Source organism: Mesorhizobium sp. 43Arga, from assembly GCF_053714255.1.
Map to the genome: position 1 here is coordinate 447065 of NZ_JBSKBO010000001.1, position 12142 is coordinate 459206.

Annotated in this window: 12 protein-coding genes; 5 read left to right on the forward strand and 7 right to left on the reverse strand. The window is 63.0% G+C overall.

Annotated elements, in window-relative coordinates; genetic code table 11:
- Window positions 1-32 precede the first annotated feature (32 nt).
- The 3 genes from ACWGS8_RS02210 to ACWGS8_RS02220 form a co-directional block, all read right to left on the reverse strand.
- Window positions 33-1106, reverse strand: coding sequence for an ABC transporter ATP-binding protein (locus tag ACWGS8_RS02210; protein ID WP_019861565.1), 1074 nt, complete (start codon window positions 1104-1106; stop codon window positions 33-35).
- A gap of 82 nt (window positions 1107-1188) precedes the next feature.
- Window positions 1189-2010 (reverse strand): ABC transporter permease, encoded by an 822-nt coding sequence (locus tag ACWGS8_RS02215; protein WP_010911859.1) that lies wholly within the window; start codon window positions 2008-2010, stop codon window positions 1189-1191.
- A complete protein-coding gene (locus ACWGS8_RS02220) occupies window positions 2007-2924 on the reverse strand; it encodes an ABC transporter permease (RefSeq protein ID WP_454579397.1) in 918 nt (305 codons plus the stop codon). The genes ACWGS8_RS02215 and ACWGS8_RS02220 overlap by 4 nt, the downstream gene beginning before the upstream one ends.
- Before the next feature lie 335 nt (window positions 2925-3259).
- On the opposite strand from ACWGS8_RS02220, the gene ACWGS8_RS02225 reads away from it, so the two are divergent.
- Entirely contained in the window at window positions 3260-4678 is a 1419-nt protein-coding gene (locus ACWGS8_RS02225; protein WP_454579398.1) for an aminotransferase, read from the forward strand.
- A 38-nt stretch (window positions 4679-4716) separates the two neighbouring features.
- Here ACWGS8_RS02225 and ACWGS8_RS02230 read toward each other — a convergent pair whose 3' ends face one another.
- Window positions 4717-5919, reverse strand: a complete 1203-nt coding sequence (locus ACWGS8_RS02230; protein WP_454579399.1) for an aromatic ring-hydroxylating oxygenase subunit alpha — start codon at window positions 5917-5919, stop codon at window positions 4717-4719.
- A 490-nt stretch (window positions 5920-6409) separates the two neighbouring features.
- Between ACWGS8_RS02230 and ACWGS8_RS02235 the strand changes: the two genes are divergently transcribed.
- Window positions 6410-6820, forward strand: a complete 411-nt coding sequence (locus tag ACWGS8_RS02235) for a hypothetical protein (protein WP_454579400.1) — start codon at window positions 6410-6412, stop codon at window positions 6818-6820.
- Window positions 6821-6937: 117 nt separating this feature from the next.
- Here the strand turns inward: ACWGS8_RS02235 and ACWGS8_RS02240 are convergent, their stop codons facing one another.
- Both ACWGS8_RS02240 and ACWGS8_RS02245 read right to left on the reverse strand, forming a co-directional pair.
- On the reverse strand, window positions 6938-9025 hold the full coding sequence (locus ACWGS8_RS02240) for an ATP-binding protein (RefSeq protein WP_454579401.1): 2088 nt from the start codon (window positions 9023-9025) through the stop codon (window positions 6938-6940).
- A gap of 81 nt (window positions 9026-9106) precedes the next feature.
- Window positions 9107-9880: a response regulator gene (locus tag ACWGS8_RS02245; protein ID WP_454580106.1), complete on the reverse strand. Its 774-nt coding sequence runs from the start codon at window positions 9878-9880 to the stop codon at window positions 9107-9109.
- 45 nt (window positions 9881-9925) lie between these two features.
- Between ACWGS8_RS02245 and ACWGS8_RS02250 the strand changes: the two genes are divergently transcribed.
- Window positions 9926-10627 (forward strand): winged helix-turn-helix domain-containing protein, encoded by a 702-nt coding sequence (locus ACWGS8_RS02250; protein WP_454579402.1) that lies wholly within the window; start codon window positions 9926-9928, stop codon window positions 10625-10627.
- Between the two features lie 67 nt (window positions 10628-10694).
- Here the strand turns inward: ACWGS8_RS02250 and ACWGS8_RS02255 are convergent, their stop codons facing one another.
- Complete coding sequence (locus tag ACWGS8_RS02255; protein WP_454579403.1) at window positions 10695-10862, reverse strand: hypothetical protein; 168 nt, start codon at window positions 10860-10862, stop codon at window positions 10695-10697.
- A 194-nt stretch (window positions 10863-11056) separates the two neighbouring features.
- Here ACWGS8_RS02255 and ACWGS8_RS02260 point away from each other — a divergent pair, with 194 nt between their 5' ends.
- Together ACWGS8_RS02260 and ACWGS8_RS02265 are read left to right on the forward strand one after the other, a co-directional pair.
- Window positions 11057-11365 carry a hypothetical protein gene (locus tag ACWGS8_RS02260; protein ID WP_454579404.1) on the forward strand — a complete coding sequence of 103 codons (309 nt, stop codon included), beginning with the start codon at window positions 11057-11059 and terminating at the stop codon, window positions 11363-11365.
- Window positions 11366-11584: 219 nt separating this feature from the next.
- Window positions 11585-12040, forward strand: coding sequence for a L,D-transpeptidase (locus ACWGS8_RS02265; protein WP_454579405.1), 456 nt, complete (start codon window positions 11585-11587; stop codon window positions 12038-12040).
- Window positions 12041-12142: the final 102 nt, after the last annotated feature.

Here is a 12142-nt window from a genome sequence, read left to right on the forward strand (position 1 = left end):
CAAAACCGGTTTCCACTTTTGGGGATCATGCTTCAATCCCCCATCGCTACCAGCGCCTCGGGATCGTAGGCAAGGCGGATCGGGGTGCCTACGGGAATGTCGTCGGCGCCGAAATCATTGGTTTCGGTTACCGACAGCGGCTTTTCCAGCCCCGGTATCTCGACGATCAGATGGGTGATCTCGCCGAAATAATGGCGTTCGACCACCTTGCCGGCAACCTCGAATTTTGCCGTGGCATTGTCCCACAGCACGCGCAGGCGCTCGGGTCGGATCCCCAGCGTTGCCGCGCCGCCATTGCGCACGAAGGCCTTCGGCTTGTCGGTCTTGACGCGGCCGAAGCCGAGCGTGTCGACGATCAGCGAGGCGCCGTTCTCCTCGACGATCTCGGCCTTGACGAAGTTCATGCCGCCGAGGAAGTCGGCGACCTGGCGGTTGACCGGGCGCTGGTAGATTTCCTTGGGCGAGGCGACCTGCGCGATCCTGCCGCCAAACATCACCGCGATGCGGTCGGACATTGCGAGCGCTTCATACTGGTCATGGGTGACCAGTACGAAGGTGATGCCGACGGCCTGCTGCAGCCGGCGCAGTTCGACCTGCATCTGCTCGCGCAATTTCTTGTCGAGCGCCGACAGCGGTTCGTCGAGCAGCAGTACCTTGGGCCGCATGACCAGCGCGCGGGCCAGCGCCACGCGCTGGCGTTGGCCGCCGGACAATTCGGTCGCCAGCCGCTTGCCGAGCCCGGTCAGCGAGACCTGCGCCAGCGCCTCCTCGACGCGGCGTTTCTCCTCACCGCCCTGCAGCTTCAGCCGCTTCAGCCCATAGGCGACGTTCTGCTCGACATTGAGGTGCGGGAAGATCGCATAGCTCTGGAACACCATGTTGGTTGGCCGGCGGTTGGCCGGGATGCCTTCCATCGGCTGGCCGCCGACCGCGATCGATCCGCTGGTCGGGTTGTCGAAGCCGGCGATCATGCGCAAAAGCGTGGTCTTGCCGCAGCCGGAGGGGCCGAGCAACGAGAAGAATTCGCCCTCCCTGATGGTTAGGGACGCGTCGTCCAGCGCCTTGAACGATCCATAGCTGCGGGTGACGTTGCGGATCTCGATCATTGCCCGATCAGGCTGGGCTCGGTCAGCTTGGGCCCGATCAGACTGGGTCCGGTCCGCCTGGGGGCGCTCGATCGGCGGCTGTTCAGGCATAGAGGCCTCCCTCGTTCTGGGTGCGTCTGGCCGCGCGGCGGCGCAGGATTTCGGCGATTGTCATCAACAGGAAGGAGGCAACCAGAAGCAGCGTGCCCAACGCCAGCACACCGGGCAGTTTCGAGGCGAAACGCAACTGGCCCCAGATGTAGATCGGCAGCGTCGCTTCGGTGCCGGTCAGGAAGAAGGCGATGATGAACTCGTCGAGCGAAATGGTGAAGCAGACGAGCAGGCTGGAGATGATGGCCGGCGCCACCATCGGCAGCGTCACACGGCGGAAGGTGCCGAAGGCGCTTTCGCCGAGATCGGCGGAGGCTTCCTCCAGACTGCGGTCGAAGCCCTCGAAGCCGGAAGTCAGCACCGTCATCGAATAGGGAATGCAGACCAGCACGTGGCCGAGCACGACCGTGAACAGCGAGAGGCTGAGGCCCAGCTGCAGCATCACCAGCAGCATCGAGATGGCGACGATCACCTCGGGCAGCACCAGCGGCGCCATGATCAGGCCGTTGATGGTGCGGCGGCCTGGATAGCGATAGCGGGTGATCGAACGGGCGGCGAGGATGCCGAGCACGGTGGCCAGAACCGACGCGCAGACGCCGACTTTCAGGCTGTTCCAGGCTGCATCCAGCAGGGCCGGCGTGTGCGGCAGGTCCGCATACCATTGCAGCGTGAAGCCGGTGAGCGGGAATTTCGGCGTCGGCGCCGTGTTGATCGAGAAGATCGGCAGGAAAATCACGGGCAGATAGAGGAAGACGATATAGAGGAAGGCATAAACGGACAGCCAGCCGCCCGACAGGAAGCCCCGCACCCTCATCGTGCCAGCCTCTGCAGTGCGCGGATGATCAGAACCGTGGCGCCGGCCATCAGGGTGACGATCAGCATGGTGGTGACGGAAAGCGCGGCACCCAGCGGCCAGTTGGCGGCTTTGCCGAACTGCGCCTGGATGGCGTTGGCGATCATCACGCCGTCCTTGCCGCCGACCAGCTTCGGCGTGACATAATCGCCGACAGTCGGGATCATGACAATCAGCGCCGCCGAGATGACGCCCGGCGCCGACAGCGGCAACGTCACGCGCAGGAATGAACGCAAGGGACCGTCGCCGAGATCGGTGGCGGCTTCGACCAGCGTGCGGTCGACCTTTTCCAACGAGACGAAGATCGGCAGGATGGCGAAGGCCGCCCAGGCATGGGTCAGCGTGATGATGACGGCGCTCGAATTGTAGAGCAGAGCCGTCGACGGCTCGTCGATGATGCCGAGGCCAATCAGGCCGGAATTGAGCACGCCATTATAGCCGAGGATGACCTTCCACGACATGACGCGCAAGAGATAGCTGGTCCAGAACGGGATGGTGATGAGGAACAGCCACAGGCTCTTGTGACGGCCGCCGTGGAAGGAAATGAAGTAGGCGATCGGGTAGGCGAGGATGACGGTGAACAGGCTGACCGTCAGCGAGATGTAGAGCGAGCGCCACAACAGATCGCGGTAGATCGGCTCGGTCAGCGCCACGCGGTAGTTTTCGAGCGTGAAGGTGCGGTCGATGGTCAGGTAGTGCTGCGTCCAGAAGGAGTGGGCGATGACCACCAGGATCGGCAGGACCAGGAGGATGAGGGCGTAGAGAAAGGTCGGGCTGATCAGGGCAAAGCCCTGGACGGGTTCGGAGTGCAGAAGGGCATTTCGTCTGGCCCGCGTCATGCGCAACGGGGGCGACCCTTCCACTGCCGCCGTCATTGCCAGCCTCCGGGGGGCAGGGCTCCGGGCGTGATCTCGGTTGCTGGCCTGGACTGTTCCGCCATGCGGCATCCCATTGTGCTGACGCCGGCTGTTTGTTCCCACTTATCCTTGGAACGCGATCGGATGCAAAACCGGTTACCACTTTTGCTGGTCGCGTTCCTAGCTTGCCGGCTTTCTTTCATCATGCGCGCATCCGTGGATTGAAATCAAGCGCTATTTCTGAGATATTGATTGAACGAACATTCAAAATTAGGTGAAGAAAGCCGCCATTTCCGGCGTTTGCCGCCAAATTTGAGGTTCAAGGAAAAATCGACAGAGATGTGGAGACGACAATGGCTGCGGTGAGGGACCTGAAGGCGACCGAAATGGCGACGTCCGGCGGCGACGATGCCATTGAACTGGGCAAGCGCCATCTCATCCAGCCCTGGCCTTATGCCGGTTCCGTCGGTGCCGAAGCCCGCGCGCTGATCGGCGAAGGCGATGGCATCTACATCACCGACAACACCGGCAAACGGCTGATCGACGGGCCTGCCGGCATGTGGTGCGTCAATGTCGGCCACCGCCGCGAGGAACTGGCCAGGGTGATGTATGACCAGGCGATGGCGCTGTCCTACAACACGCCCTGGTACACGATGAACGCGCCGTCGGCCGAACTTGCCATGCGTATCGCCGGCCATGCGCCGGGCGACCTCAGCCATGTCTTCTACACGACCGGCGGCTCTTCGGCCGTGGAGACGGCGCTGCGCTTCATGCAGTTCTACAACAATGTGCGCGGTCGACCGGAAAAGAAGCTGATCCTGTCGCGCGGCGGCGCCTATCACGGCTCGACCTATCTGTCGGCCTCGCTCAATGGCCGCCCACGCGACCGCGATTGGATGGACGGCGCCGACGAGCTGGTGATCAAACTATCCTCACCCGATCCGTTCCGCCGTCCGCAAGGCATGAGCCTTGCCGCCTTCACCGACGTCCTCGTCGACCAGTTCCGCGACACGGTCGCCCGCGTCGGCGCCGACAGAATAGGTGCTTTCGTCGGCGAGCCGGTGCAGGCCTCGGGAGGCGTCGTGATCCCGCCGGACGGCTATCTCAAGCGCATCCGCGAGATCTGCCGCGACAACGACATCCTCTATGTCTCCGACGAGGTGGTCACGGGCTTCGGCCGGCTTGGCCATGTCTTCGCCTCGGGCGAGGTGTTCGGCATCGATCCCGACATGATCACCTTCGCCAAGGGCGTCACCTCGGGTTATTTCCCGCTCGGCGGCGTCATCATCTCTGAACGGCTGCTGCAAGAGTTGCGCCGTTCGAACCATCCCGATGCGATGTTCGGCCATGGCCTGACCTACACCAGCCATCCCGTCGGCTGCGCCGTAGCGTTGAAAAACCTCGACCTGCTGGAAGAGGGCCTGCTCGCCCATACGCAGGCGGTGGCGCCCTATTTCCAGGCGCGGCTGAAGACGCTGGAGGAGCTGCCGCTGGTCGGCGAGGTGCGCGGCGCTGGGCTGATGGGCTGCGTCGAATGCGTCGCCGACCGTGAAAGCAAGGACCCGCTGCAACTCGACAAGGATGTCGGCAAACGCATCGACGCCCACTGCCATGAGCTCGGCCTGCTGGTGCGGCCGCTGATCAACATGTGCGTGATGTCGCCGCCGCTGATCATCACGCGCGAGCAGATCGACGACATGGTCGGCATTTTGCGCGAGGGCATTTCGCGGACCATGGATGATTTGAGGAAAGAAGGTGTGTGGCGGGGGTGAAGTTCCTCCCTTCTCCCCGTTTCATGGGGAGAAGGAAGCTACGACCGCGACCTCAGCGCGTCGTTCAAATTCCACATGTCCTTCTCCTCGGGCGCCGTCTCCAGGCCCAGCACGGGCAGCATCTTGCGCAGATGGTCGTGATGGGTGCGCACGCCATATTCGAGGTCCGACAGGTAAAAACCCTCGAAGGCTTCGGACAGCATGGATTCGTTCGACCATACCGACAGCTGGACATCTTCCGACATGGTGTCGCGGTCGATGCGGAACGAGAGGTAGCGGGCGGCGGCCTGTTCGCGGCTTTCGTCGCGGTAGCGGTAGATGGCGCCGCGCAGCAGGGTCTCGCCCGTCGACAGCGGAAACTCCTGATAGAACTGCACCGACTCGGGCATCACCGAAATGACCGCGTTGGGGAAGATGCCGTAATAGACCCAGGCCTTCTTCAGATGGTCCGGCAGATGCGTCGGCACTGGCGCGATCTTGACGTAGTTCTTGACGCTCCAGCGGCGGCCGGCATGCGGATTGTAGGTGGCGAAGGAGCGCGACACGCCGTTGATGAAGGGCTCGTCGAAATAGGTCGCCCCATAGAGATCCTGCAGGGCAGGATGCGCCATGGCGACGTGATAGCCCTCATTGTCGACATCGCGCACCGACTTCCAGTTGACCGGAGTCTTCTGGGTCCAGATGCCCCAGGACGGCACCATGTCGGCGGCCTTGTAATGCGCGAATTCGGGCTCGATCGGCTTCATCAGCTCGGCGACCGAAGGCTGCGGTCCGCCATTGCGGAAACGGATGAAGATGAAGCCCATCCAGACTTCCAGGTCGAGCTGCATCAGGCCGAACTCGGTCTTGTCGAGATCGGGGAAGGAGCGCGGACGCGCGGCGCCGCGCAGCGTGCCGTCGAGATTGTAGACCCAGCCGTGGAACGGGCACACCAGCGCGTTCTTGCAATTGCCCTGGCTGTCGGCGACGACACGGCTGCCGCGGTGGCGGCACATATTGTTGAAGCCGCGCACGACGCCGTCCTTGCCGCGCACGATCAGAGCGCGCTCGCCGACCAAATCCATGGTCAGATAATCGCCGGCGTTCGGGATGTCGCAGACATGGCCGACGATCTGCCAATGGTTGCGGAAAACATGCTCCTTCTCGAGTTCGAGAAGGGCATCGGAATGGTAACTCCAGCCCGGTAGTCCCCGGCGGTCCCAGTCGTTGGGGATCGCCACGTCACGGAGGTGCGGGTTCATAAAACGTCTCTTCTTTTTTGTTGAATAATCATTCAATAAAATCATATTTTGCATTGAAATGCAATGGCTTGTGAAAATCGCAAAGATTTTTGAGCGGAGTCCATGCGTTCGTTCTTGGCTGAATTCCATGCTCCGGATGCTCGAGAAAATCGCGGAGAATCCGGGTGTTAGCTCCGGTTTCCGAAACGCCATCTAGTGTGATTTCGCAGAGCGCACGGGCTGCAGAACAAGTCACCTTGCCGGTGGCAAAAACGCTCGCCGCGCCGCGGCTGCTGTTCGGCAGGCACTTGGGTTGGGCGGCCCGGCGGAGTCGGGCTGAGGTTGCCTTGTATCGGCCACAGGCGAGCCGGGTGACCGATTATGCCCGGTTTTGCCCGATAGCGTCGTTTCAATCTGGTTACATTGCCAGAGCTGCACCAATTTTGTGCTGTTACAAAGTGCGAATAAGTTCGTTTCATCGTCAAAAAGAAACGCAGCGAAGGGGAAGGCAATGCATGCGAAAGTCGAGATCATCGCCAGCCAACACCGCCTCCAGGCTCCAGAGCGCGCTGACCGCCGCCCGAAACTGGCGCTACGCCAACGCGCCAGCGATCACCCCATGGCCATGTTCATGGGGCTGGCTGCTTGCGCCATCATCGGCATGGCGCTCACGCCGACAGTGGGGCCGGCCTTCGCCTCGCTGAATCCGCCGGCCAATGTGGTCGAAGGGGCGCCAACGACAATCAAGACCGCTCGCCTGCCGATGCCGGCGCTCGACTTTGCCTGCAAGGGGCAGGCATGGGGCGCCGAGAGCGTCGATTGCCTGCGAGCCATCGCCGAACAGTCCGGGACGCATAAGGCCCGCGCGATCCGCATGATCGCCAATGCCGCGCCGCTGACCAACACGCCAAACATTTTCTGATTTCCGTCGAAGCGTGATCCCGAACCGTTCCCTTTCGGGTTCCCGCTCTGACCTCCCCGAGCGCTCCTCCAGCGCTCCATTCAGCTCCCGCCGCACAGCCGGCCGGGAGCTTCTTTTTTAGCCCTTCAACGCGGCCTGCTCGGCGATGGATGAAAGCACGCTGCGCACGTCCAGCGTGCTGAACGGCTTTTCCAGGATCTGCGGCCGCTGCTGCGCCGGCAAGGCTTCGATTTCCGCCTTGGCGCCGATCAGATCACCAGTAACCAGCACGAAACGCCGTGCCAGTTCGGGCCTCTCGGCGAGCAGCTCGCGGTAGATGGCCATGCCTGATGTGCCGGGCATGCGCAGGTCCGAAAAGACGATGTCGGGCGGCATGTGGCCGCTCAAGGTGGCGGCGCCCGATTCCCAGACCGGCGCGATGCGCGACTTGATGCCCATCAATTCGAGAATGTCGGACAAGGAGCCAGCGACATCAGGCTCGTCATCGATGATCAAGGCATGACGCAGGCCGCTCGAGCGTGGCTGGCTTTCTCCGGCAGCGGCGATGCCAGGCGAAATGGCTGGCAACTGGACAACGAAACGCGCGCCTCGGGGCTGCACTTCCTCGAACCAGACATTGCCATTGTGCCGCTCGATGATCGATTTCGAGATCGACAGGCCGATGCCGGTGCCGACACCGACCGGTTTGGTGGTGAAATAGGATTCGAAGATGCGGTTGCGGATCGCTTCGGGAATGCCGGGCCCGTTGTCCTCGACCGAGAAGCAGGGATTGTCGCGATCGCTGCGGAAGGTCCGCACCTTGATCAGCCGGTCGCCGGCAATGCCGGCCAGCGCGTGCTGGCTGTTGATAAGGAAATTGGCCGCCACCTGCGTCACGTGGTCGGCGTCCGCCATGGCCAGCAGCGGACCCGGCGCGAAATCGGTGTCGATGATGATGCCGCTCGAGCGTGCGCCATAGGCGGTCACCTCGAGGGCAGCGCGGATCACCTGGTTGAGATCGGTCTCGGCCTGGGCCGCGGGATGCAGACGGACCATCGACAGGAAGCTCTTGACGATGCGGCCGCAGCGCTCGGCCGCGGCACGCACCTTCTCGGCGCGAACCTTGGTCTGCGGGTCGGAGGCGAATTCGTGCAAGAGCGTCGATTGCGCCACCACCACCGCCAGCGGATTGTTGAGCTCGTGCGAAACACCCGCGAGCAGCGAGCCCATCGCAGCCATCTTCTCGTTCTGGTGCAGCTTCTCGCGCTGCCGGTTGATCTCTTCCTCGGCCCGCAGCCTGTCGCGCAGGTCGCGGATAGAGCCGAAGATCAGGCGGCGGTCGGCGACGCGCATCTCGGTCGCCGTCAGCTCGATCGGAAACACCTCGCCGGCGGCATTCTGTGTCACGGTCTCGAGCCTTTGGCCGACCATCGGCGCGCCGCGGCCCGACATGTAGTCGGCGCCCGAGGAATAGCCCTTGCGGTAATATTCCGGCACGACGGTGTCGAGCAGGTCCTTGCCGAGTATGTCGCTGCGCTGGAAGCCGAACATCTTTTCGGCGGCAGGATTGAATTCAATGATCGATCCGGCCTCGTCGATGACGATGATGGCGTCGAGCGAAGCCTGCAGCATGGTGCGGCGGATCACTTCGCTGGCATGGGCGTCCGAAGGCGAGTGTTCGATGGCGTCGCCGATGGCGAGCGCGATGATGTGCAGCGTCGCCTCCTCCTCGTCGGTCCACTCGCGCTCGTCGACGCAGTCATTGACGGCGAGCGTGCCCCACAGATGGCCATGGGCGAAGACCGACACCGACAGGAACGACTTGATGTTCTGCTTTTCGAAATCGGTTCTCAGGAACCCTTCGAGATCGCGCGTATGCCCGGCAAAGATCTTGCCCTGCCGTTCGTTCTCGGCGACGCGTTCCAGCAGCGGGTCCGAATTGACGATCGACTGCATGATGACGGTCGGCGATGCCAGTTCGCCGCCAAAGTCGGGGTCGATCCAATAGGCGGCAACCGACTGGGCAAAACCCTGGCCCGGCAGTTCGCGCAAGCGAAACAGGATGCCGCGCTGACATTCGATGGCCCGGCAAAGGGTTTCCAGTATGCCGTCCATCTCGCGCTGCCAGTCGCCGGCCTCGCGCAGCCGGCGAACGACACGCACGGCCGCCATTGCCGCGCCCTGCCTGAAACCCTGCATATCGGTGCTTGTTGCTTCGCCCGTCATTTTCAGCCGTTATTCCAAAGTGATGCCAATTCGATCGGCGAGCAACGGCTGTGACCCTGTGACCCTTACAGGCCTTGGCGCTCAGTTGCTGTCGCCGGTCGGCAGCGAGAAGATATAGCCTTCGCCGCGCACCGTGCGCAGGAATTTCGGGTTGGCCGGATCCGCCTCGATCTTCTTGCGCAGGCGCATGATGCGGATGTCGACTGCGCGCGACGATTCCGGATCCTCGGTGAAGCCGATCGCCTCCGAGATCGCGGCGCGCGTCAGCAGCCGGTTGGCGCGGGTCAGGAAAACCTCCAGCACGTCGAATTCGCTCTTGGCCATGTCGATCACGGCGCCGTTGGCGCCGGTGACCAGCCTGCCGTCGAGATCGGCTTGGAACGGGCCGAAGGCGACGGAACGGCGGTCCGTCGTGGTCTTCCTGTCGAGCCGTTCCGTCGGCTGCGGAACCCGGCGCAGCACGCTGCGCACCCTCGCCAGCACTTCGCGCAGTTCGTATGGCTTGACGATATAGTCGTCGGCGCCGAGCTCCAGCCCGACGATGCGGTCGAGCGCCGTGCCGGCGGCGGTCGCGTAGATGATGCCGATCGGCATTCTCGAGCGCAGCCAGCGGCCGAGCGACAGCCCGTCCTCGCCGGGCATGGCGATGTCGAGAATAGCCAGATGAAAGGCTTGGGCCTCGATCAGGCTGCGCGCGGCGGCGGCGGTTTCGGCGGTCGCCACATCATAGCCGGCGGCGCCGAGATATTCGGCAACCGCGTCCCTCAGGTCGGGCTCGTCCTCGACGATCACTATCCTTGCCCGCACGATGCTCTCGCTCCCACTTTCAGTGGAAAGTAGATTGGGTATAAACATCATGTCCAGCACTCATATCCGGTTGGAAGGGAACGGTTGGAAAACATGGCTGCACGAGCCGTCATTGCGCTTGTTTCCGTCGCCGCCTCGGTCGCGACCGAACTTGCCGACCATCTCGAGCGGCGTGGCCATGATGTGCGCCAGGCGCGGCAGGCCTGGGAGGCCGAATCGCTGCTGGCGGGCGGAGGCATCGATGTCGTTGTCGTCGGTGACAGTCTCAGCCAGGCGGAAGGGCGGGATCTGCTCAGGCGCTATGGCGGCCAAGGCGAGGGCGGCCGGGACGGGCCCGATTTCATCCTGATCTGCCGGCCGTCCGATCTCGTCGACAAGGTGCTGGCCCTCGAACTGGGTGCGGCCGACGTCGTCGAAAGCCCGCTCAATGTCAGGGAACTCGCCGCCAGGGTCGGCGGCCTGCTGTCGCGTCGTGGCAGGGGCAAGCAGGAACTGATCGTGCTGGAGAACGCGACCGTCGATTTGAGATCGGCCATCGTCATGCACCGCTCCGGTACGGAGGAACAGCTTTCGCCCGGCCAGGTGGCGCTGCTCAGGCTGTTCCTGGCGAGCCCCCGCAAGGTGCTGACGCGTGACGACATCATCGCGGCGGCACCGGCCGAGAATGCCGACGCCTTCGATCGTTCGATCGATTCGCGCATCGTGCGGCTGCGCCGCAAGCTCGACACCGAGACCATCACCACCATACGTGGCGCGGGCTACCGGTTCGATCCGCCACAGCAATTCACCGACTGACGGCAGCGTACCGGGGCTGTCTTTCTGGCTGAGCATCGGATTTTCCTCCTGCCGATGCTCCCGCGGTTCAGCGCACCACCAGCAGCGACGGGCCCGACGGCATGTCGCCGCTCACGACGAGTTCGTTTGCGTGGGCACGCTCCTTGAGGAGCACGGTGGCCAGGGCGGCAAAGCCAAGCAGGCCCTGCGCATAGAGCAGTGCGGAAAGCACCGAGGCGGCGAATTTCGTCTTCATCGTTCCAACTCCCCAGAATTCTTCAAGAATGAGTATGTCGCGGGTCGCTTCAGGAAACTCCCGAAGTGCCCGCGCCGCTCACGGAGCCCCCCGCTGCGGCGCGGGCCTTCGGTCCTCTCGGCTGCAAGTTGCCGGAGGGGCCGCGCAATGCCAGCAACCGAAGGCCAACCCGCCAGAGGGCCTTGAGCCGGGTAATGCGCAGGCTGGAAACAATCCAGACCGAGGCGGAAAACAGGGCGACGTGCAGGGTAGAGATCTCACTCGAACTCATCGCCGCCAGCTTTGCCACCGGGCCGCCGGCAACCGTGCCGGCACCGCCAATGACTGCCGCCGCGACGCTGATCCTGAAGAGCCAGGACCGAGTGTTCGTTTTCGTTCTCATGGTCGTTGCCGTCTGCTTTCGTTGCGTCAACCTTGCGTGTGGCCCGTATCCGGATCATGCCGCCCGAAGCCGCGCTTTGTTGCAGGTTGGTTTCGGGATTGCCGCTTTATCTTTCACATAAAGGCAATTCGAACTTTCGTTTTGCTGGGAATACCTATGTGCCGTATCTCGCTGGCGTCTTAAGGTGCGATCGTTGTCGCTGTGATCGCTTGGGCTGTTAACCAGGGGAAACAGATTCGAAACACAAACGAGCATTTCGTGAAATCTCCTCGAAACATGCCGCAACGATAAGCCGCTCATCGAATTGGAGCCGGCCTGACCGGCACAGAGAGGGGACGTCATGCACACCACCATTTCCGCCAAGCTCATCAACATCACCGCCGCCGCGCTCACGGGTGCAGCACTTCTGTTCGGCGCCAACGCAGCCCATGCCGCCAACAAGATCGTGGCGCGTGTCTCGCTTTCGCAGCAGATCATGGAGGTCTCGGTTGACGGACGGCCGACCTTCGCCTGGAAGGTTTCCACCGGCGACAGGGCACATGTGACGCCGACCGGCTCGTTCAAGCCGACGCGCATGCATGAGATGTGGTATTCCAAGAAGTACGACAACGCGCCGATGCCGCACTCGGTGTTCTTCAGCGGCGGCTACGCGGTGCACGCCACCTATGCCATCAAGCGCCTCGACCAGCCGGCCTCGCATGGCTGCGTGCGGCTGCACCCGGACAATGCCGCCGATTTCTATCAGCTTGTCGAGACCTTCGGGCCGGCCAACACCAGCATCGTCATCGTCAAGTAGCAGGCTGAGGAACGGGCCGGCAGACCGCCGCGCCTGTCCAGGACTCCCTCCGGAACATCCCGGCGGTATCGAGCGCAGCCAAAAAAAGAGGCCGGGATTTTC